The organism is [Clostridium] innocuum (assembly GCA_012317185.1).
In the GTDB taxonomy this organism is placed as follows: Bacteria; Bacillota_I; Bacilli_A; order Erysipelotrichales; family Erysipelotrichaceae; genus Clostridium_AQ; species Clostridium_AQ innocuum.
On sequence record CP048838.1, the window covers coordinates 3,601,764 to 3,623,998 of the forward strand.

The 22,235-nt window shown below is 44.2% G+C and carries 18 protein-coding genes; 5 read left to right on the forward strand and 13 right to left on the reverse strand.

From position 1 onward, the window contains the following. Positions 1-54 precede the first annotated feature (54 nt). The 3 genes from G4D54_17590 to G4D54_17600 all read right to left on the reverse strand — a co-directional run bounded on the left by G4D54_17590 (position 55) and on the right by G4D54_17600 (position 4,337). Positions 55-1,530, reverse strand: a complete 1,476-nt coding sequence (locus G4D54_17590; GenBank protein QJA04125.1) for a family 1 glycosylhydrolase — start codon at positions 1,528-1,530, stop codon at positions 55-57. An 11-nt stretch (positions 1,531-1,541) separates the two neighbouring features. Beyond that, entirely contained in the window at positions 1,542-3,386 is a 1,845-nt protein-coding gene (locus tag G4D54_17595; protein ID QJA04126.1) for a PTS transporter subunit EIIC, read from the reverse strand. A gap of 108 nt (positions 3,387-3,494) precedes the next feature. Beyond that, a complete protein-coding gene (locus G4D54_17600) occupies positions 3,495-4,337 on the reverse strand; it encodes a PRD domain-containing protein (protein QJA04127.1) in 843 nt (280 codons plus the stop codon). A gap of 376 nt (positions 4,338-4,713) precedes the next feature. Here G4D54_17600 and G4D54_17605 point away from each other — a divergent pair, with 376 nt between their 5' ends. The 3 genes from G4D54_17605 (at position 4,714) to G4D54_17615 (ending at position 6,916) form a co-directional block, all read left to right on the forward strand. Further along, positions 4,714-5,532 (forward strand): purine-nucleoside phosphorylase, encoded by an 819-nt coding sequence (locus tag G4D54_17605; GenBank protein ID QJA04128.1) that lies wholly within the window; start codon positions 4,714-4,716, stop codon positions 5,530-5,532. Between the two features lie 11 nt (positions 5,533-5,543). After that, complete coding sequence (locus tag G4D54_17610; GenBank protein ID QJA04129.1) at positions 5,544-6,218, forward strand: nicotinamide riboside transporter PnuC; 675 nt, start codon at positions 5,544-5,546, stop codon at positions 6,216-6,218. 62 nt (positions 6,219-6,280) lie between these two features. Beyond that, a complete protein-coding gene (locus tag G4D54_17615) occupies positions 6,281-6,916 on the forward strand; it encodes a Crp/Fnr family transcriptional regulator (GenBank protein QJA04130.1) in 636 nt (211 codons plus the stop codon). A 369-nt stretch (positions 6,917-7,285) separates the two neighbouring features. Here G4D54_17615 and G4D54_17620 read toward each other — a convergent pair whose 3' ends face one another. The 6 genes from G4D54_17620 to G4D54_17645 all read right to left on the reverse strand — a co-directional run bounded on the left by G4D54_17620 (position 7,286) and on the right by G4D54_17645 (position 13,206). Continuing rightward, entirely contained in the window at positions 7,286-8,296 is a 1,011-nt protein-coding gene (locus tag G4D54_17620; GenBank protein QJA04131.1) for a Gfo/Idh/MocA family oxidoreductase, read from the reverse strand. 117 nt (positions 8,297-8,413) lie between these two features. Continuing rightward, complete coding sequence (locus tag G4D54_17625; GenBank protein QJA04132.1) at positions 8,414-9,802, reverse strand: PTS galactitol transporter subunit IIC; 1,389 nt, start codon at positions 9,800-9,802, stop codon at positions 8,414-8,416. Positions 9,803-9,830: 28 nt separating this feature from the next. Then, positions 9,831-10,106, reverse strand: a complete 276-nt coding sequence (locus G4D54_17630; GenBank protein QJA04133.1) for a PTS sugar transporter subunit IIB — start codon at positions 10,104-10,106, stop codon at positions 9,831-9,833. Between the two features lie 21 nt (positions 10,107-10,127). Then, positions 10,128-10,598: a PTS sugar transporter subunit IIA gene (locus tag G4D54_17635; protein QJA04134.1), complete on the reverse strand. Its 471-nt coding sequence runs from the start codon at positions 10,596-10,598 to the stop codon at positions 10,128-10,130. After that, positions 10,567-11,058: a PTS sugar transporter subunit IIA gene (locus G4D54_17640; GenBank protein ID QJA04135.1), complete on the reverse strand. Its 492-nt coding sequence runs from the start codon at positions 11,056-11,058 to the stop codon at positions 10,567-10,569. The genes G4D54_17635 and G4D54_17640 overlap by 32 nt, the downstream gene beginning before the upstream one ends. 123 nt (positions 11,059-11,181) lie before the next feature. After that, positions 11,182-13,206, reverse strand: coding sequence for a BglG family transcription antiterminator (locus G4D54_17645; protein ID QJA04136.1), 2,025 nt, complete (start codon positions 13,204-13,206; stop codon positions 11,182-11,184). Positions 13,207-13,397: 191 nt separating this feature from the next. On the opposite strand from G4D54_17645, the gene G4D54_17650 reads away from it, so the two are divergent. After that, complete coding sequence (locus G4D54_17650; protein ID QJA04137.1) at positions 13,398-14,999, forward strand: LCP family protein; 1,602 nt, start codon at positions 13,398-13,400, stop codon at positions 14,997-14,999. Positions 15,000-15,198: 199 nt separating this feature from the next. On the opposite strand, the gene G4D54_17655 is transcribed toward G4D54_17650, so the two are convergent. From G4D54_17655 to G4D54_17665, 3 genes are read right to left on the reverse strand one after another with little or no spacing between them, the layout of a single operon-like run. After that, entirely contained in the window at positions 15,199-16,434 is a 1,236-nt protein-coding gene (locus G4D54_17655; protein ID QJA04138.1) for a hypothetical protein, read from the reverse strand. Between the two features lie 41 nt (positions 16,435-16,475). Further along, the gene (locus G4D54_17660) at positions 16,476-17,156 is read right to left on the reverse strand and encodes a ferrichrome ABC transporter substrate-binding protein (GenBank protein ID QJA04139.1); all 681 of its coding nucleotides are present in this window, start codon (positions 17,154-17,156) and stop codon (positions 16,476-16,478) included. A gap of 40 nt (positions 17,157-17,196) precedes the next feature. Beyond that, complete coding sequence (locus G4D54_17665) at positions 17,197-18,354, reverse strand: hypothetical protein (protein ID QJA04140.1); 1,158 nt, start codon at positions 18,352-18,354, stop codon at positions 17,197-17,199. Between the two features lie 124 nt (positions 18,355-18,478). On the opposite strand from G4D54_17665, the gene G4D54_17670 reads away from it, so the two are divergent. Next, a complete protein-coding gene (locus tag G4D54_17670; protein ID QJA04141.1) occupies positions 18,479-19,360 on the forward strand; it encodes an SAM-dependent methyltransferase in 882 nt (293 codons plus the stop codon). A 628-nt stretch (positions 19,361-19,988) separates the two neighbouring features. On the opposite strand, the gene G4D54_17675 is transcribed toward G4D54_17670, so the two are convergent. After that, positions 19,989-21,893: a GGDEF domain-containing protein gene (locus G4D54_17675; GenBank protein ID QJA04142.1), complete on the reverse strand. Its 1,905-nt coding sequence runs from the start codon at positions 21,891-21,893 to the stop codon at positions 19,989-19,991. Between the last annotated feature and the right edge of the window lie 342 nt (positions 21,894-22,235).

A 22,235-nucleotide genomic window follows, 5' to 3' on the forward strand; every position in this document is an offset into this window, starting at 1 on the left:
TGCCTCCTCATCTTTTAAAAAAGACTTCATTTTTGAAGTCTTTCACCCTTGCTCTTATAATTTCTCTCCGTTACTTTCGATAACCTGTTTATAATAGTAGAAACTGTCTTTTTTATACCGGTTATAGGTACCGTTGCCATAATCATCTATATCCACATAAATAAAGCCGTAGCGTTTTGACATCTGTCTCGTGGATTCACTGACAAGATCAATACAGCCCCACCATGTATAGCCCCACAGCTCCACACCATCTTCATTTATGGCATCACTCATCGCCATGACATGCTCCTTCAGATATTCACAGCGGTACGGATCATGTATTTTTCCATCCTCTGTAATCTGATCACGTTCCCCCAGACCGTTTTCCACGATAAACAGAGGCTTCCTGTACCGGTCATAAATATCAACAAGTGAAATCCGCAATCCGGTTGGATCCGTCTGCCAGCCCCATTCAGAGGATGGCAGATATGGGTTTTTCACACCATTCACAGTATTTCCTGGTGCCATATCCAGACCTTCTGTTTCTGCAGCCATACAGCTGGTCATATAGTAAGAGAAGCTTACAAAATCAACTGTTCCCTCTTTTAAATCCGTCTCATCACTGTCTTTCCATTGTATGACATACCCCTTGTTTCTGATTTCATTGTTTAAATAATTTGGATATTCTCCAAACACCTGTATATCTACATAGCGGTAGATACTGCGCATCCGCTGCTGTGTCGCAAGATTGTCCTCCGGCTTACAGGTAAACGGATAGAAACACAGCTTTGTCATCATGCAGCCGATCTGTGCTCCGGGAACAAGCTCATGTCCCAGCTTCACTGCTCTTGCGCTCGCAACCATCTGATGATGCATTGCTTGATAAATCGCCTGTTCAAATGGGATATCAGCAAATCTGTCTTCAATCAGTGCTCCGCTTGTCACAGGATGCCTGAGCATAGCGTCCACCTCATTGAAGGTAAGCCAGTAAGTTACATATTTCCCAAAGCGTTCAAAGCAGACACGAGCATATTTTTCAAACAGATCAATGACCTCTCTTGAATACCAGCCACGATACTTTGTTGCCAGTACAACCGGTGGATCATAGTGGGAAAGCGTAACGAGCGGTTCTATGCCATATTTTTTACATTCCTTAAACATATCCTCGTAAAAAGCGATACCATCCTCATTGGGCTTCTCATCTCTTGGATCTGTAAAGATTCTCGCCCAGGAAATGGACATACGGAATATCTTATAGCCCATTTCCGCAAATAATTTAATATCTTCCTTGTAATGGTGATAGAAGTCGATTCCCCGTCTTTTTGGATAATTTGCATCCGGTCCAGCTGTCAGTGCTTCTTCTAAATCTCTGCTGCTGAATTGAAACTGCTTCGTAAAATCAGCAACGCCTACTTCACGATAAGGCAGACAATCTTCAATCGTCATACCTTTTCCATCCTCATTCCACGCTCCTTCAACCTGATTGGCCGCAGTTGCACCGCCCCACAGAAAGTCGTTTGGAAATTTCAATGGTGATGTATTCTTATACATAATTTTTCCTCCTATTTCAGAACCGTCAACAACGGTTCTCCTTTTACGATAATACCGCTTTCTTCATTCGCCAGCACATCCAGGTAGCTAGCGGAATTCGTGATGATAACAGGAGTGATCAGAGAATAGCCTTCTTTCAGAATTCCTGCCAGATCGACTTCCACCAGGATATCACCAGCCTGTACCTCCTGCTGTTCACGCACCTTCACATCGAAGTATTTCCCCTGTAAATTTGCTGTATTGATACCAATGTGAATAATACATTCCACTCCCTGCTTTGATGTCAGTCCGATTGCATGCTTTGTAGGATAAACCGCAGTGATTGTTCCATCAAATGGTGCAGCGATCACGCCCTCATCCGGATCAATCGCAATTCCCTTCCCCATACTACCAGAAGCAAACACGTCCTCCTCAACGTCACTCAGCTTCATCAGTGTGCCATTCATCGGTGCCTGTATTATTTCATTCCGGCTGTTTTCCACAGTCTTTGTATCTACAGCTGTACTTTCACAGCTGTTTTTTTCTTCAGATAAGCCCAATACCATAATCAACAGGAAGCCAAGGGCCGCAGACACGGCCATTCCCAAACATACTGCCCAGAATCCATCTCCCATGAAAACAGGCAAAGACAGGATACAGGAATTGACATATGCAGTTGACTGTCCACCAAAAGCACCGACGATTGCTCCACCGGCTGCACCGGCAATCATAACGGCAATCAGTGCATTTTTAAATTTCAGCAGTATTCCGTAAATTCCCGGCTCTGTTATTCCGATAAAGGATGATATAGCAGTGGATGCACCGATTGATTTTGTCTGTGTATTCTTTGATTTCACCCAGACTCCCATACAAACACCAAACAGTGCCAGTGTTCCCATTGTATTCATCGGCAGCAGGAAGTCAGACCCGAACTGATTGATATTTTCCAGTATTACTGCCCCCAGCGATAAATGCATTCCGGTTAATACGACCAGTAAGCGTGTACCACCAACAATAGCTCCGGCAATTACCGGTGATAAGTCATACAGGAATTTGACGACCATAACCAATCCCTGAGAAATATAGCTTGCCAGCGGGGCAATCGCAATCAGTGTCAGAGGTACCATCATCATCAATACGAGCATCGGTGTAAATACCAGACGCAAAACCTTGGGAATGAGCTTATCAATGAACGGATAAAACCAGCTCAATACCAGAACAGCAAGAACAATCGGAATACTGCTTGCCGCATATTTTACGAACGGAATCGGCAACCCCAGAAAATGCATAGGATCTGCCCCTGCCGCAAGACCCGCTGTCATGGTGGGATACAAAAGACAGCCTGCCAGCGCCAGTGCACAGGCGGTATCTGTTTTAAAGCGTTTGGATGCAGACCATGCTACTAAAAACGGGAAGAAATAGAATACACAGTCCCCCGCAATCGTAGCTACCTGAATAAAATCAGAGGCCGCATCAAATCCGCAGTAAGAGGTGAGAATCGTGATCAGACCCTTAATCATCCCGGTTCCTGCCAATACTGGTATCGTCGGCAGGAAAATAGCCGCCATGGTTTCAAATACGCCTGTGGCTCTGAATTTTTTCTTTTTCGCCATTGTCTCTTCATCATGGATGAACCCGGTCAGTGCAGTAACGGCATCATATACGCTGCCTACGTCGTTTCCGATGATGATCTGCAGCTGTTCCGTCTGATACTGCGCCCCCATTACCCCATCAATTTTTTTAATATGTTCCAAATCCACCTTTTTATAATCCTTTACATAAAAACGCAGCCTCGTCACACAGTGAAACATCTCCTTGATATTTTCTTTTCCGCCTACTTCTTTTAAAATCTGAGCGGCTGTTTTCTTCACGTCCATTACAGACTCCTTTCTACTTGTCAAAAAAGACCCAAATTAAGCTACCTTATAAGCTGTCTTATAAAGATAAGGTTAATTCAGGTCTTGCCTCTTTCATGAGTAACAATCCTAATCATTAGTCTCTCTAATTCGTTCAATATGTATTGTCAGATACAATCGTTCCTCATTTGTCAATGAGTACCCGAACTCCAGATTCATATATTTCACAATTCTGTTAACGCACTCATAGGAATCGGGATATTTCAGCTTTACAATTTCCAGTAGTTGAACATCTTCCTTCGCTTTGCCCTGTATTTTTTTAGCGGTTATGCGTTGTGCAAAAAATTTCAGATGCGTAACTAAGCGATAATATGAGATGGAATCCTCCTGAAATGTCATGTTGAAGAAATTTTTAATAACGGTCAGGGTATCCTGTACGATACGTGTCTGCTGAACCGTATCCTGCATACTTCCGCCTGTACTGGCATTGACGAAATGAAGCGCGATAAAGGCTGCTTCATCCTCCGGCAGCTGAACGTCAAATGTTGTATTGATCAATTCCACAGCTTCTTTGCCTGCTGCAAATTCATCTTTATACAGAACCTTAGTCTCCAGCAGCAGCCGATTCTCAATCAGCATACCTTCCCGATATCTCTGAATTGTAAAATTGATATGGTCCATCAATGATATGTACAGATTATCATTAAAATCGTGATTCAGCTTCAGCTTTGCATTCAAAATGATCTTCTCCGCTATCTCCAGAAAGTCCATTGGTATTTCGCTTAACATCTTCTGAAATCTCGCTGTTAATTCAGGAATCTGCTGTGTAAAAATACGTTCTATTTTTGAATCATCAATTTGATCTCCATATTTTTTCTGAAATGCGATACCATTTCCAAGTACAATGACATCCTCATGATTCTCATCCATTGAAAGCACAACGTTATTGTTTAATACTTTCACAATATTCACGCATATCCCTCCTTAAATATTAAATATAAAAAAAATACAGACCACCCAAAGTAACATCTTTTACTTTCGGTATTGCCTGTAACCAGTAACAATCCTCATCAAGTTTATTTTGTAAACGTTTACGAGATTATAGTATATCAAGTTCACGGTAATGTCAACCGAAAAATTTATTTTACAACTAAAAACCTATATAGCGGTAATACTTCCTTTGTTGAAAGATACCACCTTGGAATACCTACATATGCTTTTTCAAATTAACAAGATCTTAAATAGCAATACATCCTATCTGTCAACTCGTGGACAAATGTCCTTGAAAACGCTATCACAAATTGGCATAATGTCCATGGTCGTAAATATGTAAAGCGAGGTACAGACAATGCATGTAAGAGAAGAAATCAACGAAGCGTACGAGTATATCAGAAAGCGTACGCACTACACTCCCGCAATCGGAATCATTTTAGGGACCGGATATCATCAGCTTGCTGATATGATCGAACAACCTGAGCAGTACCGCTATGCGGATATCCCCCATTTCCCGGTGCCCGGTGTCGCAGGACATGAAGGAACCCTGATCATCAGGAGAATACAGGGGAAAGAGGTGGTAGTCATGAAAGGAAGATGCCATTGCTATGAAGGCTATTCACCCAGCAGGGTAACACTTCCTGTTCGTGTCATGAAGCGTCTTGGTGTAGAAACCATCATCATTACAAACTGCAGCGGGCAGGCCGGTGAATCCGTAAAGGCACAGGATTTATTCGTCATTCGCAACCATCTGAATTTCTCCGGCTTCAATCCTTTGATCGGAGAAAATTTAGAGGAATACGAAGAGCGGTTTCCCGACCTTGCCTATCCATATAATCGAGACTGTATACAGCAGATAAAAGAGCTTGCAGCACAGGAACACATTGAACTGAAGGAAGGCGTTTATGCAATGTTTTCGGGGCCGAGCTATGAAACCGTCATGGAAACCTATATGGCGGCAAGACTGGGCGCTGATATTGTCGGAATGTCCACCATTCCGGAGGTTATCATCGCCAATCACTGCGGGATGAAGGTTTTAGCCTTATCCGGTGTTCCATGTCCGGCAGCCGCCTATTCCGATCAGGAAATCACACATGAACAGGTAATGGAGAATTGTCAGAGCATTTCTGACAAAGCGATGATTCTGATTGGAAGATTCATCAAAGAATTATAGGAGGAGCCCATATGAATATCATTAAGAAGTCAACCGAACTAACCAAAAGCCCGATTTTTGCCATACTATCCTGTCTGCTCTGCATCCTTGCAGGCTACAGCATAAAGTCCAGCCTCATTGAAATCTTCGCCTCGGTGATGGGCATTATCAATGTATGGCTGCTATCAAAGGAAAAAATTTCAAACTTCATATTTGGTATTATCACCGTGCTTGCATATTTGTATATCTATTATACAACAGGCTTATACGCACTGGCGATTCTGGCCTGCTTTCAGGTCATCTTCAATATCTATGGATGGTATTACTGGGGAATGGGGGATGACGGCAACAGCACAAAAACATCCGGCTTAAACAGACAGGGGCAGCTTCTCTGGATTGCGATCATCCTGCTTCTGTGGGCTGTATGGGGTTATGTGGAAATCAATATCCTGCATGCTCAGAATGCCATCCTGGACAGTCTGACAGCTATCCTTGGCTTTATCGGTCAATACTGGCTGAGCAGAAAGCTGTATGAAAACTGGATTTTATGGATTATAAGCAATCTTCTCTTCATGGTAATTTATGTCCTGAACGGCTATTTTATCATGCTGATTCTGGTGATTATTCAATTCATCCTCTCCATTGCCGGATTGATAGAATGGTACGAAAGCTATCTCGAGCAGGGCAGAAATAAAATCATGTTCTGATTCGCATGGAAATACTTATATAATCTGTGATATTATACATATGATACACGTTGGAGGTACGTATGAAACCTGATCTGACAACCTTTATAGCCGCCTGTCCTGCCGATATCCGCTCTCATTTTCAGGAACAGACCTATTCCTTTCAGGATAAGCTGATGGAACAGAATAAAAAAAGTGACTGCATCTACATCCTGTTGAGCGGAATTGTAAAAAACTATCACTCTGAAATCAATGGAAATGTCTACATAGAGGATATTGATACCGGTGTGACGATTTACGGAGAGCTGGAGGCACTCATTGATAAAGAGACCGTCTCCACCGTGGAAGCCGTTACGGAATGCAGGGTGCTGAAGCTGGAAAATGCACAGTTTCTAAAATGGCTGCGTGCAGATAATGCATTTACCTTATATATTACGACGTTGATTGCACAGAGGAATTACGCTTGCAGTAAACAGGAAAGAGTAAATGCCTTTTACCCCCTGAAATACAGAATTATGTATATGATTTACAACACTCTGTGCAAAAAAGACCTCACGATCACCAAGGATCTTCTGGTAGAGGGAACGGGCTCCAATATACGCAGCATCAACAGGGTTGTGCATACATTGATCAGGGATGGGATTCTGGATTATAAGTCAGGTATTATAACGGTTCATTCCATGGAACGCCTGGAGGAAGAAATAAAGCTTTACAGCTAACGCAGCACTTGTTCACGCGTTGGATGAAACAAAAGTGTTTCCTAACGCTTATGCATCGGATATAAATCAAACAGCTGCAGTGGATTTCTATCTGTCTGACGAAAGCTTTTCTGATTGTTTTTTTCAGTAAGCATGGATTTCCTGACAGAAAGCTCCACCGTTGATTATCAAAACAGCTTTTCCATTGTCATAAGGATTCCCCGATAGGATGCTTTATGATAACCGGAAAGGATTGCTCTCAGGCGCAGCCTTGGCTGCACGTTTCGTGATGGCAGCTTTTCTGTTTTGAATATGTAAAAAGGCAGGACGAGAGCTGAGATTTGTAGTATACTGTACCTGCAAGCTATCAGATCGTTCTGCCCTGTTCTTTTACAGATGAATGACGTTGCCGCTTTCTGCGGATGCATGCACTGCGGCAGCGATTCTTGTCGCCTGTAAACCATCATACGCATTTGTCCGGAAGGAGCGCTGGTTTACGATGTCACTGACGAAGTCCTGCATCGGCTCCAGTCCAAAGCCGCTTGCATTATGTTCATCAAATTTCATGAAGATATAGTTTGGCAGACTTGCCTTTTTGTCAGTATAGGTTTTAACTCCCCGATAGGATTCATTCTTCAGATACTTGTGCTCCGTCACGATCACAAGCTGTCCGTCATTTGATTTCGGATACGTATTGGGAAGAATCCAGGAGTTTTCCACCGTCCAGCTGCTTCCATCCTCCATCGTCAGAATGGCCTGGATACTGTCATAGGTCTGATAGCCTTGCTTTTTTAGTACCTGTTTATTCCCGACTGCATACACGCTCTCCACCTCACTGCCGCTTACATAGCGAATCAGATCATAGCAGTGCACACCGAGAAACCAGGAGGGTGAGGATTGATCAGTCCAGGTAAACCAGTTCATAGGAACATCGATCACATCATCCAGTGACATATAGCCGCGGATGATGTTTTCTTTATCCATCAGGATTTCATCACGCATATTGTTATAGGCCGGATCCCAGCGTTTATGGAAGTCCACGGCAATCTGCACACCGTACTTCTCTGCCATGGCAATCAGTTCTTCACATTCTTCTACGGAGGTTGCCAGCGGTTTTTCAATCATCAGATATTTGATACCTGCCTCCATGGCAGCCCTTGCCGGTTCATAGTGATAAGGGTCCGGTGTCGCAATGCTGATAGCATCCAGCTTCTCTGCCGTAATCATTTCCTTGACATCTGCATAGCCTCTGATCTGATAGCGGTTTTGTGTGGCTGCTCTGCGCTCCTCGTTCAAATCACAGAACACCACCGTTTCCACATGCGGGTCACAACTATACGTATGGATATGATAATTACCGTAAATTCCGGCTCCTACCACTCCGATGTTAACTTTTTTCATACTACCTACCTCTTTCTTTTACCTATTAAAATACTTATTTCGCTCATAACGCATTAGACAATCTCACTTTGCCTGCTTCATTTTTTAAATCCCACGATCCTTTATACAGGGTTCGCCTTATTCATAATACTTCGCTTCAAATGCCGCATCCTCTTTCGCATAATAGCGCTCGATAACCTTTCCGCCAAACAGTACTGCGATATCAATGATAATCAGGATGCCTGCACCGATCACCGGTGTCTGAGCCAGGACGGTCGGCAGCCAGATAAACATATTTCCAAGAGCCATGGTCGTTGCCTGCTGTCCGGCCTGTACATAGCTCAGTCCGGCATTGGAGGCGAGCTCCGTGAACAGCGGTGCTGCCCAGCTTGAAATCCACAGCACGATCGGAATAAAAATCAGGCTGGATATAATTGTTCTTTTACGGTTACCGCGGTGAACGATGGTCGCAAAGCACACATAGAAGGCCGCAAACGGTACCTCACCAAGGGGCAGCGTGGTATTGCCGGGAAGAATTGCCGCAAAGACCATGAAGACCGGAATCATCAGAAAGCCGACACTGATTGTCACAGGATGTCCGATGGTTACCGCAGAATCCAGTCCGATATACAGTTCTCTGTCCTTAAAATGTGTGGTGAAGAATTTCTTTGCCTGATTGGATATCGGAATCAGACCGTTGACGATCATTTTTACCATTGTCGGAAACAGCATCATGATCGCAGCTGTCTTCATCATCACATCCGCAATCCCCTTGAAATCATAGCCGGCTACCACGCCGAACAGCAGTCCCATGATCAATCCCAGATAGATTGGCTGTCCCAGCACAGAGCCGATCACCTTTCCGATACCGTGCTCTCCACTCTCCTCTTCACTTTCCTTACGGTGCTTCAGATAGGGAATCCGGTCATATACCTTATCCAGCAGCATGAACAGCGGTGCACTTGCCGCCGCAAAGCCGTGTGGAATGGAGATGGCATCAATACCGATAATTTCCTGTGTGCGATGTGCCATGACATCTGCGACCTTCAGTCCCAGAATGGCATGCGTGACTCCTGCCAGGATTGCCAGCCAGTAGCTTCCGGTAAGGAGCTGAACAAAGCCTGCTGTTATAGCAAAATACCAGAAGTTGTAAATGTCGACATTTACTGTTTTGGTCAGCTTTAAAGCGACCAGAACGATATTGGTAATCAGAATGACGATAATCAGCGCAGCCCCAAGCAGACTTCCGAAGCCAACAGCTGCCGCCGGTGATCCGCCGACATCGATTGCGGTCAGATTCAGATCCAGCACCTTGACCATTTCATTGATGACCGGTGACAGGGAATCTGCCGTTAGGGTTGATACAATACTGACTCCGATGAGTCCGATTCCCACCGTTACCCCCGCTTTGATGGCCTTGGAAGGCTTCAGTCCGAAAATCAATCCGATGATGCACATCAGAATCGGTACAAATACATAGCTTCCCAGGTCGACGATATACTGAATGATGTCTAATACTGTCTGCATAATTTTCTCTCCTGTTCTTATCCGCACGCTATGCGAGAATATCCATAATCTGTTGCGTAACTGCTTCTTCATTGATGCCTGTCAGGTAGGCACTGCCGTGAACGAGCGGTGTTGTGAATTTCTTCTTTACCTTCATCGTCGTGATGATCAGATCCACCTGACCGTCATAGCTCTCTACCTCATGCAGGGTGCATTGCATGATTTCACAGGAAATCCCATGCTCCTTCAGTTCCTCCTCCACCTTTTCACGAACCATGCTGGAGGTTGCCAGTCCTGCCCCGCAGGCGATTACAATTTTTTTCATATTCGTAGCCTCTCCTTTTCCTTATGATTTCTGTCCTTCTATAAATGCATTCAGCTGCCTGCATACCTCATCTGCATCATGCAGCCTCACAAGCCGGATAAACAGCGTGTCATCCCCCAGCATCCGCATGATGGTCTGCAGCATTTCCAGCTGCTCATGGGCACTGCTGATTGCCATGAGAAACACCATGTCAACATCAATTTCACTGTCCGTATCCTCCATGTTGCAAAAGCGAATCGGATGCTGCAGGATAGCCAGTGCAACATGATTGCCGCTGATTGCCGGATCAAAGGCATGTGGAATAGCGATAGCAGCACATTTGGTACGCAGCCCGGTTGGATATTCCTGCTCACGCAGCAGCACCTTATCCGCATATGCCGCATCACTGCATCCATGTGCTTTCAGCTTATCCGCCAGATGGCGAATGACCTCTTCCTTGTCCTTTACACATACATCCGTTTCAATCAGCTGTGGTATGAATTGAAATCCCATCTTCTCTACCTCCCTTCGATTCCTTTGCCTGAAAACATTGAAACAGCTCCTGCGGCGTACTGCTTTTCAACAGGCTTCGCAGTGTCGCTTCATCCGTAACTACACTCGCCAGCATCTTCAGGATTCGCAGATGTGATTTTGAATCTACAGAAGCCAGAATCATCAACAAGCGGATCGGTATGCTTCCATCGTCAAAATATACCGGTTTTTTTAATGACAAAATGGAAATCTGATTTTTCCGCACGCCCTCCTCAGGCCTTGCGTGTGGAAGTATGATGTAGGGTCCGGCCATGAAGTAAGGTCCCCATGCCTCAATATTGCGAAGTATGGCTGCTGTATACCTCTCTTCCACAAAGCCGTTTTGAATCAATGGCTTCACTGCGGTTTCTATAGCGGATTTCCAGTCACAGGAGCGCTCCTGTATCTGAATGTTCTCAACGGACAGCACTTCTTCTTTCATTGCCTTCACCTCCATGCCTGAAAGATATGCATCTCTTTCCATGTTCATTATACAAATGACGGTAAACAGAAAAAAGTCCAACCTGACTGAACTTGAAAGTGCAAGTCGTTGGACTCTATCGTATTAAGAGAAAGCAAACTGCAGAAGCCTTCGCACCTCGGCTGCATTTTCGCATGCATCCAACCGTCTAAGAAGATCCCTGTTTCTGCTCAGCTGCAGGATTTCATGCAGGACATTCAGATGCTTGTCGTGAGCGGCGTCTGACAGTACAAACAGATACCGCAGCGAAGATACCTCATCAAAGGGTACATCCCGCTTGACTATCAGGAAGGACAGTCCCAGACGGAAGGCGCCATGCTCCGGCTTCGCATGAGCTACGGCAACGGAATTCGCCAGCAGGATATATGGTCCGTATTCATCCACCAGATGGATCATCTCCTGCACATAGCTGTTTTGAATGACACCGCGGCTCAGCAGCGGTGTGGATGCCGTCTGAATCATCTCCTTCCAGGAGTCCACCTGCTCCAGAACCTGTATATCCTCCTTTTGCAATATATCCAGCAGACCGAGCTGCTCTTTATCATGAATACCGACAAAGGAGTTTCCCCGGTTGAGATAGGCCAGAACATCCCGCTTCAGGGCGTCCATATCCGTTTCCTTCACATAGGAGGCGATGATGGAAAGCAGACCGCCCAGCTTTTCATTGTTGATTTCATAGCAGTCGAAATTCAGCATCATCATGGAAGCGATTCGTGCCTTATCCTTTCTGCTTAAAATCGGATGCACCTGTATTACTGGCACCTCGCTTTGTACATCGATTGTCGATACAATGAAATCCACCTGCTGCTCATATTCCTGCACATGCTCCAGACTCGCGGTATCCACAACCCGCACATTCGCATACAGCCCCTCGATTTCCCGCTTGAGAAGCATGGATGTGGAAATCCCGCTGGGACAGACAATCAGAATACGGATTTCATCATAGCAGCGCACCCCCTGCTTCAGATGTCCGCCGAAATGCATGGTCAGATAAGCGATTTCACTATCTATGATCGGCATCTGAAACAAATCCCTGAGGTCTTCGCATACCAGCTGTGTAATCATATAAATATCCTTGTACTGCTTCTGTATTTCATCGATCAGCGGGTTTACGACCTGGATGGAAAGACGGTTGTAATACATGGACAGCTTCAAATGCATATAGATGGAATTGATCAGGTCATTTTTATCATCAAAGGATACACATGCCGTACGCTCAAAGGTTTCCACAAGACGGCTGGATAATTCAAAGATGCGGATATCATGCTCATCATCCTGCGGACACAGCTCCCTGCTTGCCTTGGAGCCCAAAAGATGCAATGCGAGATACAGCCGCTCATGCACATTCAGCTCCTGAAAATAACGGTCAATCAAATCCAGCTCCTGTGTTTCACACAGATCACGTAGCTCCATGAGAGAAAAATCATACTGCTCCGGTGAATCGCGGATAATGCTCAGCATACAGGCGATGGATAGCAGATTGTCCTGTCGGTATTCATGCTCACGCTCACTGGATATTTTCTGTAGTCTTCCATAATAATCGTCCACCAGCGCTGTGTCCAGAAAGGGCAATGCGTGATAATTCACCTCATCCAGCAGCTGCTTCAGAAAATACAGCAGAACCGCCCGCTTGTTGAATGCCTTTCCCTCGATGCCGTATCCGTTTTTCAAATCGATGCGCAGCTCCAGACCATAGGCTTTCAGCTGCTCCTTCACATTCTTCAAATCACTGAACACGGTATTGCGGCTGCATTTTAACAACTGCATGATATCCTCCACATGAATAACTGCTTTGGGATAGATCATATAGCAGATCAGAAAGCTGACACGCTGCTGAGGTGTCAGTACATCCGGCTGCAGCTGCCGCTTTTGCAGAAGGGCGGATAGCTGCTGCTTCTGCTCATCCAACAGAAAATAACCGGCTCCCCGTTTGCACATCACAGGCTTTAGTGCATTCATCTGCAGTACCTCATTCGTTTTATTCACGATATAATACACACTTCGCCTTCCTGCATGCAAAAGCTGTGATATTTCATCCAACGCAATCGGTGTGCTTTGTTCCATAAGCAGCTGAATCAGCTGCAGCTGTTTTCCTGTAAACGGTATCATAACGGATCCCTCTTTCAATTCAAGTATCCTTATTCTATAATATTTGCGGCAAAAAATGCAAATCATTCCATATTTATCCTGATTTATAGTTTATTTTCATAAAATTCATAAAACGTTCACATAGAGTAATTACAGGTAATCTGGAATTTCCGTACTTTTTATACTATAATGTAGATTATTGAGGTGTTTTCATGGAAAATAAAAAACTAAAACGCAGGAGCCTGATTATCGATATCATCATGCTCGCTGTATTTCTGATGGTAAGTATTGTATCCTTCTATATCGCCTACAGCTTCGGACTGCTCCCAATCAAGTGGGTTACCATAGCAGCAGCAATCTTCGGACTGCTGTTTCTGATTTTACTGCTACTCGCATTTAAACAGATGCCGACCTGGGGCTTAGTCATCAAGCGGCTGTTTCTGATTCTGCTTGTCGCAATTGTTGGCACCTTCGGCTATTTCATGGAGAAATCCCGTACAACCATCAACAAAATGAGTAAAACGACCAAGGTCAATGATGACGGTACGACAACCATTACCACAAACCTGTACCTGATTACATCAAAAACCAGCGGTATCAGGAGTGAGGCAGAGCTTGCGGATAAGATTATCGGATTTCAGAACGGAAGTGATGCAGATAACCTTTCCTTTGCCAAGACCTCGGTATCCAAGGACATCAGCTCCTATACTGCCAAAGAGGAAATGGATTATACGACACTCTATGATCAGATGGAGCAGGGAAATGTATCCGCAATGGCAATCTCTGAAACCTTCTACAATATGTCGAAAGCAAACATCAAGGATTTTGAGAAAAATGTACAGATTCTGAAAACCTATTCCAAAACCGATACCATTAAGACCAAGGAACAGAAGGACATCACCAAGCAGACCTTTACCGTTTACCTGAGCGGTCTGGACAGTACCGGTTCTCCGGATCAGCAGACGCGTACCGATACCAATCTGCTGCTGATTGTCAATCCGGTCGCAAATCATATCGATATGGTTTCCATACCAAGGGATGCGCTGGTACCCAATACGGCCCTGAACAATGCCAATGACAAGCTGACGCATACCGGCATATATGGAATCGATACGAGTGTGGACACCATCTCACAGTTCTTCGGCATTCCGGTTGACTACTATGCACGTGTCAGCTTTAATTCCATGATTGAAATCGTCGATACGATCGGCGGTATTGACGTGGATGTGGAACTTGATTTCTGTGAGCAGGATGAAAACCGCAGCTTTAAAAAGGACGATCTGATCTGCCTGAAAAAGGGAGAGCAGCATCTGGATGGAAAGCAGGCGCTCGCTTATTCCCGTCACCGTAAAACCGAGGGCTATGACAACGCCGGAAGAGAACGTGCACAGCAGCGTATCATCAAGGCAATCATCAACAAGCTGATTTCCCCGTCCGCACTTGGCTATGTCAATGATCTGCTGGATGTCGCTCCCAATTACGTGATTACCGATATGCCGGCAAACCAGATTACAAAATTCGTTTCCAGTGAGCTGGATAATATGAAGCCCTGGACAATTTCCAGTGTCATTTCCGATACCGGTGTCTATGATTCACAGCAGGTCGCAAGCCTGAATCCGCTGGAGGGACCATATGATGTATATCTCTTCAACAAGGATGAGGTACACGCTGTCGTCAATGCCTATGACGGTGCAAGCAACCAGCTGCAGATGGAGAGCTTTCATTTCAACATGGATGATCTCTACAGGGATACTCTGCCAATCAACGATGATCCCAATATCATCTGGGACACCATGGCAAGCACGCCGCACTAACAGCCATACGAAAACACCCTATGACAGGGTGTTTTTTATGATTTCTTATACTGCACGAGTTGTAGCTGTGAAGGATGGGAAGGATAAAAGACAGGACAATGGAATGAGGATGTGCCTTTTGGCATAGCCTGCTGGCAGTACAAAAAAACGCTCTTTAAAGGATACTCTGCCTCCTTTAAAAAGCGTGATCAGCCTCTATTCAGCTGTGCAGCTCATCGCTGATGGTAACACGATGCTTGATTCCCTGACACCATTCCTTCAGCAGCGCAATATCCTGTTCATCACGCACAATGCACTCAAGAAACAAGGTGTCCTTTTCACAGTTTGCCTGAACAACCACGGTATAGTATTCATCCAGATTCTCCACAATTCCCTTGCAGATCACCGCTTCCTTTTCGAAGCTGAAGGCGTCCATGACATCGACCGGCTTCTCCAGCTTTTCCAGAAATGTCGGAATTTCCTTTTCGAAGGTATAGGCGTTTGCCTTGATCATCCATTTCCAGGGCTCCTGTGCATCCTTGTACGGTGCCATAAAATGCATCGTCTGTGTTGTCTCATCAAAGCTTTTTTCACTGCAGCCATGAGCAGGAATACTCCAGCTTCCGAAAGGATAGGAAACAACTCCGTTTCGATAGCCCAGATGCGCGATCTTCAGCTCATCCGCATGCTGAATCAGAATCTCACGGTGGATTGCCGTACAGATACTGCGATAGGCATCCATCGGCAGCGGAAGCAGATCATCCTTCTCATACGCCGCCTCCAGATAATCCAGAATGCTGTTGGCAATCTTATCCGTATATTCATTCATAGAGCTGTATGCAAAGTAACACTCCTTCCACAGCAGCACCATGGCGCAGTTGCGATAATAGCGTGCAGTACGCTTTCGATCATTCCATACAAAGAAATCATCTGCCAAGTCCTCGACATCCCTTGTCTGAAAATCATCTCTGTGAATATAACCCAGCGGTGTGACGACAAAGCCCTCTCTGTAGACAGGGTGATAATACTCCTGCGGCCAGGAGATGCATAATTCCTTTTCCTCATCGATATGATCCAGAACATAGCCCTGTATATCCTTCAGCCAGCGGTAAAAGTACTTGTATTTCAAATTTTCAAAATTGCGGTCCGTATAATATCCCGTCGGATCGTTTACCTCCAGCGGAATCTGGGAACCGCTGATGATCTCATCAAAAACAGTGCAGACAAAAGCATGGAATCCGGGTCCTGCGACATTGGTCTGTGCCGCAATACTCACAAAGCGGTCCTCATAGCCGCATTCAATGTACCCCTCCGGACAGATATCAATCATGACGGTGGCATCATAATCCTCCAGCTTCAGCTTTTTCTCATCGCATACCTGCTTTAGAAAAGCACTGAATGCCTCTTTGTCCGTTTCCTTTTCCAGCTGTCCTTCCAATACAATTTCAATAGACATTGTCAAAACCCCTTTCAAAAAGGAACTGATTTCTCAGTCCCTTATTCAACTGCCAATACACGATAGACATTTTTCATTTCCCCATCGTAGATGACATCTTTCTTGTAATTCTTTGTACGGTCATATTCATAATCCTGAATTTCGATAACGCTGATCGTCATGGACTTCTTCAGACTCTCCACTTCCGTTTCTGCATAGGTCAATGTCAGCTTGACATCGTATCCTCGGCAGGCAGAGCCGTTGTAGGTAAAATCCTTGGCTTCTACAGCATCCACCTTATAACCGGATACCTCCGGCAGGCTTTTCTTCCCGTATTCGTTTACGATGGTCGGATAATTTCCATAGTAGTATGCCTGTGCAAACTCCATGAAGTTGCGGATCTTATCGCTTGGTATAAACTGCAGTCCGCCAAGATCCTGGGCATCCTCTTTGTTGGATAATGTAAAGAAATCAAATGCAAAGCTGACTGCTACCATGGTAGCCTCCTCTTTTCTGTCCTCGCTGGTAATTGCTTGCGACAGCTTGTTATACGCCTCGATTTGCGCCTGAGTTGGATTCAAGGGCTCCACATATAAATCATTGGCAACCATTTTCACTTCCGCCTTCTCTTCATTTTTCGCTGTTTCTTTTTTCTTGCTGCTGTCGTCAGAGCTGCATCCGCTAACCATAGTTACCGATAGGATTCCGACGCAGAGAAGTAATTTCTTTGCTATTTGATTCATACAGACCTCCATAAAACGTTTATTAGTATATCATAATTTTTCAGGAAAACCTATGCGTTTTGACAAATTTAATAATTTCTTCAGAATACATGCCGCCTCCCTGAGAAAGCCGGGCACTTCCGCCCCCCTTCAGGTGATAGGCATCCGCAATTTCTTTGAATACCTTTGCGGAATCAAAGTCCATATCCTTGTGAGAGGCTACGACTACATGAACATTGTCATATGTCTTTGCCACGAAGATGACCGCCTTTTTGTAATTCTCCGTTACATATTTTGCGACATCCGCTTCTGATTTCACATCAATATCATCAAAGAAATGGATGATGATATCCTCCTCGCTCTGTCCAAGCTCTTTTCCAAACATCTCATAATACTTCTGCTTCCAGACAATGATATCCCGATTCAGCTGACGTGTTTCATTGATTAAACGGTTGACACCGGTATTTACATAGAGGTGGGATACAGCCAGGGAACGGCTTGCTTCATCCAGCACCTTATAGCGTCTGGAAACGCAGTCAAGCAGCTGATCGCCGACAAGATATTTAATTTTATACCCCTTTGCTGTTTTTTCATACCCGCTGATGTACAGCATCTGCAGGTAGCGAAGGGATGGAACATGCATACAGCCGCACATATTGTAATCCAGTGCCCCGATGCGTACAACACGCAGATCATCGCGGTCAAGGTTTTTACCCTTGGCCATTTTGCTTGCCTCTACCCTTGTCGGATACTGTATACTGACTTCAAGATCATCGCGAATCAGACCGTTGCACAGAACCTGCAGCTCAAATGCCATCTTATCGGTGAAATCCTCAAAGCTGAATTCAATATCATTTTCCTCATCCCCTACATGATGAGCCAGTGTCTCCACCTTATAAACATTGCCGAGAACCGCACTGATCAGATGCTGTGCCGTATGAATCTGACATTTACGGAAACGCTCATGCAGGTTCACACTCATAAAGACCGTACCCTCGAGTCGGGTATCCAGAAGGTGCCACATATGACCTTCCTCATATTTCAAATCCAGTACCATGTGCTCGTCGATCATACCGATATCACTGGCCATTCCGCCGCCTTCTTTATAAAAGATGGTATCCTTGCAGGCATGCCAGAAGAGGCCGTTATCTTCCCGGACTTCCAGAACCTTGGTGGAAAGCTCCGTTGTAAAGCAATTATCATACAGTTTGTTGATCATAAGTATCCTCCTTTTCCAGTGTATTTTCTTATATTCTACCACACTTTTGTGTCTTTTTCTCAAGAAACTCATGTAACTAACACGTTATCTCATGATATAATGGTATGCGTCAGGAGTTGATGAAATGAATCAGGTAGCGAAACATTGGAAGGACTATGAATGCATCGATGCCGGCAGCGGGGAAAAGCTGGAGCGATGGAAGGATATCATACTGCGCCGCCCCGATCCGCAGGTGATCTGGCCGATGGAGGAAAACAGCATGTGGAATTCACCGCATGCACATTACCACCGTTCAAAAAGCGGTGGCGGTAGCTGGGAATATAAAAAGAAATTCAAGGATAGCTGGACGGTCTCATATGGCGATCTGCGCTTTAAGGTTTCTCCAACCGGATTCAAGCATACCGGCCTGTTCCCCGAGCAGGCTGCGAACTGGGACTGGATGATGGATACGATTCAAGGCAGCGGACGTGAGGATTTGCGTGTGCTGAATCTGTTCGCCTATACCGGCGGGGCAACCATGGCATGTGCCAGTGCGGGAGCGGCAGAGGTCGTACACGTTGATGCCAGCAAGGGTATGGTGAACTGGGCCAAGGAGAATATGATGCTCTCCCATCTGGAGAATCATAAAATACGGTTTATTGTGGATGATGTGCTGAAGTTTGTTGCCCGTGAAAAAAGAAGAGGCAGAACCTACCATGCTATTATCATGGATCCGCCAAGCTATGGCAGAGGACCGAATGGAGAAATATGGAAAATTGAGGAACAGCTGTATCCGCTGATCTCCGCATGTATGGAAATTCTGGATGATGATCCGCTGTTTTTCCTGGTAAATTCCTATACGACCGGATTCCCGCCGACTGTATTGTACAATCTGCTGCGTACGACTGTTGGGAAAAAGCATTGTAACGGAGCGATTGCGGCAGGAGAAATCGGACTACCTATCACAACCGGTGACAGTGTTCTGCCATGCGGAATCTATGGTAAATGGGTAAGAGACAACAAATAAGCAGTATATAAAGGCCGGATAATCTCCGGCTTTTTATATTGATTATATGCCGAACTACCAGTGGGGAGCAGTTCAATCCCGTACTGCTATACCTCAGTTATCGAAAAGCAGATAAGGGAAGCACGCACATGCAGGATGAAGAAATGCAGAAGTATATAGAGTGATAATCAAACAAAAAAGCATAATGGCTGCCAACAGATTTAGAAAACTGCCTTTGATAATAATAAAACAGACTGCTATACAATGTTATGCATGGAAGCACTTATAAAAAGATAATATTCGAGCATCCTCATAAAATAGAAATATCCTCCTGTTGTATGCAGGAGGAAATGCGTTCCTCCCTCTTATGCTTACGGAAACGGAAATACGTTCTTCGTTTCATTTTAAAGCAGATACCTTAAGGATTCTTTCAGCGGATAATTGCAGAATCAAAACGATAAGCCTTATGATAATCGCCAAAACAGAGATGTACAGCTTATATACCTGCAGTCTATACGCTATACAGCAGCTTTTTATACACGTCTTATAAGGACTGTAACAGAGGAGCACTTGCTATATGCTGTCCATTTAAACGAAAACAAACACAGCAGCCTGAAATCGTGAATCCGATTCCATACTGCTGTGCATTTTATTCTTTATCGTGCATATCCTCGCGATATACAGTAAATCCGTTTTTCCCTCTTACCTTTGTTTCATACAATGCCTGATCTGCCTTTTCATAAAGCGTTTCAAAATCAGTGCCATGCTTCGGAACCAGCGCAATCCCTATGCTGGCAGACATATGCCAGGAAGCTGACTTCTTCTCACATTGCATCTCCATATTCTGTGAAAGGTCCTGTATACGCTTCATCAGCTGATCGAGCTGTTTATACTTGCATAATACCACAAATTCATCTCCCCCAATTCTTCCCAGAATATCTGTTTTTCGGAAATGGGAGCGAATCGCTTTCGTAAATTCCTGAATACAGTAATCTCCGAAGGCATGTCCGAACCGATCATTCGCCTGCTTGAAATTATCTATATCAAAGATGAAAAACGCATAATGCTCATCATCAATGTTCTTCAGCTGCAACGATATTGCTTCAATACACGCCTTTCTCGTATAGAAACCTGTCATATCATCAATGACGGCAAGACGCTCCTTCATCTTTTCATCATCTATGTTTTTCCGATATGTGAACATATGAATGCAATCATCCTGCGCAGACAGAAAGATATACGCATCTATCCGCATCCAGAAATAATCACTTCCATCTTGTGAAATCATAAAATCGTATTGCAGATGATTATTGCCTGCTTCAAATTCCCGTATAACATTTTTCGGAGTAAACAGAGTAACATAGCCGTCTCTAAATTCCTTTTTGATCTGCTTTTCCGCAATCATTGCCAATCCTTCGTCGTAAGGCAGCCCTTTCGCGCCCAGACTGTCGAAATAATTTGCTGTACGCTCTCCGACATAACTGTTTCTGGTAATATTCAATTCATAGATATTGTCGTAAAGCTCTTCTGTCGCTGTTCTGAAAATCGCCTGTTTTTCTTCCATCAAAGCGGTAATCTGCCGGTTAAAGCTTCGGATAACCAGCGTTATAATGCCAAGAACAATAAGTATGATGATAAGCATCATACATGCAATTTTCAGAATCTGCAGGTGCATCGCATTCAATAGTACACCTGTATCCTGCTGAACAATCAGATGCCAGGACAGTTCCGGTATATAGCAAGCCACCACATAGCTTTGTTGTACATCATGCTTTGTCCACAATTCAAGATTATTCTGTTCATCCTTCCATGCCTGTATGGATTCTCTAACATCCTGCTGGTTGTATTTTTCAAACCAGTCCACCTGCTCATAGCCACTGTTATCGGTTGAAATTTCTATATTCCCTGCGGAATTGATGAGGTATGCATTTACATTATACTTTTTTTCATATTCCCCCAACAGTTCCTTCAAATGCTGTAGACGAATGCCGACACCGACAATTCCAATCGTCTTGTTATGCTCATCTGTAATCTTACAATTTACAAACACTGTGATTTCATTGCTTGCTCCTTCCACCTCATCATTGTCAACATTAAGCGCATACTCATCCCTGCTGTACAGCAGATCATAATACCATTCATTTTCTCTGCTCTCCTTGGTTATCACACGATCCAAACCGCGGTAACTATAATATCTGCCGGATTCTGTAGAAACAAGAAATACGGAATCAAAGCTGTATTTTTCTTTATAGACATTTAAATACTCCCGTAGTGTTTCTATATAGCTTTGCTCAGTGAATTGCTCCTGCTCTTTTTCCAAATGATCCTTTAAAAAGCTGTCGTGTGCCATCGTCAAAGAGATATTGACGGGGCGTGTGAACATGGATGTCAGCTGATAATAGATACCTTCTGATGTAAGAGTTGAGACATGTTCTATAGTATTAAGTGAGCTTTGATAGTTTGCCTGGTATCCGAAGAAGGCTGTTAACATGAAACCGATAATCAACACAAAACCTATTACTATATTCGTTTTAAACAAACTATTACTTTTCATTGCACTCCCTCATTCCATTCCTGCGATTGTATAAATGCTGTCTTTTTTAAAATTATATCACTAAGCAAGTCAATATTATTTGAAAAATATAATGTTTATTTATTTTTTCTGAATAATATTACATTTGGCTAAGCAAAAAGGACTCTCGTGTGATGAAATCAAGTAGTCATATAGGCATAGAGAATATGAATATAAGACAATATGCTAAGCATCATAGATGACTAGTATAAGAAATGGATACCTTGCATAGTCTCGTAGTAATATCATTCTTCCGATTTTACGATTTTATTCTTTTATTACAGCAAGCTGACTTCCGAGATTTAACAAGGCAAACTGTAAAAG

Coding starts and splice junctions, on each gene's coding strand:
- G4D54_17590 (QJA04125.1), bottom strand. CDS start 1,530: ATGTATAAGAATACATCACCATTGAAATTTCCAAACGACTTTCTGTGG.
- G4D54_17595 (QJA04126.1), bottom strand. CDS start 3,386: ATGGACGTGAAGAAAACAGCCGCTCAGATTTTAAAAGAAGTAGGCGGA.
- G4D54_17605 (QJA04128.1), top strand. CDS start 4,714: ATGCATGTAAGAGAAGAAATCAACGAAGCGTACGAGTATATCAGAAAG.
- G4D54_17610 (QJA04129.1), top strand. CDS start 5,544: ATGAATATCATTAAGAAGTCAACCGAACTAACCAAAAGCCCGATTTTT.
- G4D54_17615 (QJA04130.1), top strand. CDS start 6,281: ATGAAACCTGATCTGACAACCTTTATAGCCGCCTGTCCTGCCGATATC.
- G4D54_17620 (QJA04131.1), bottom strand. CDS start 8,296: ATGAAAAAAGTTAACATCGGAGTGGTAGGAGCCGGAATTTACGGTAAT.
- G4D54_17625 (QJA04132.1), bottom strand. CDS start 9,802: ATGCAGACAGTATTAGACATCATTCAGTATATCGTCGACCTGGGAAGC.
- G4D54_17630 (QJA04133.1), bottom strand. CDS start 10,106: ATGAAAAAAATTGTAATCGCCTGCGGGGCAGGACTGGCAACCTCCAGC.
- G4D54_17635 (QJA04134.1), bottom strand. CDS start 10,598: ATGGGATTTCAATTCATACCACAGCTGATTGAAACGGATGTATGTGTA.
- G4D54_17640 (QJA04135.1), bottom strand. CDS start 11,058: ATGAAAGAAGAAGTGCTGTCCGTTGAGAACATTCAGATACAGGAGCGC.
- G4D54_17645 (QJA04136.1), bottom strand. CDS start 13,206: ATGATACCGTTTACAGGAAAACAGCTGCAGCTGATTCAGCTGCTTATG.
- G4D54_17650 (QJA04137.1), top strand. CDS start 13,398: ATGGAAAATAAAAAACTAAAACGCAGGAGCCTGATTATCGATATCATC.
- G4D54_17655 (QJA04138.1), bottom strand. CDS start 16,434: ATGTCTATTGAAATTGTATTGGAAGGACAGCTGGAAAAGGAAACGGAC.
- G4D54_17660 (QJA04139.1), bottom strand. CDS start 17,156: ATGAATCAAATAGCAAAGAAATTACTTCTCTGCGTCGGAATCCTATCG.
- G4D54_17665 (QJA04140.1), bottom strand. CDS start 18,354: ATGATCAACAAACTGTATGATAATTGCTTTACAACGGAGCTTTCCACC.
- G4D54_17670 (QJA04141.1), top strand. CDS start 18,479: ATGAATCAGGTAGCGAAACATTGGAAGGACTATGAATGCATCGATGCC.
- G4D54_17675 (QJA04142.1), bottom strand. CDS start 21,893: ATGAAAAGTAATAGTTTGTTTAAAACGAATATAGTAATAGGTTTTGTG.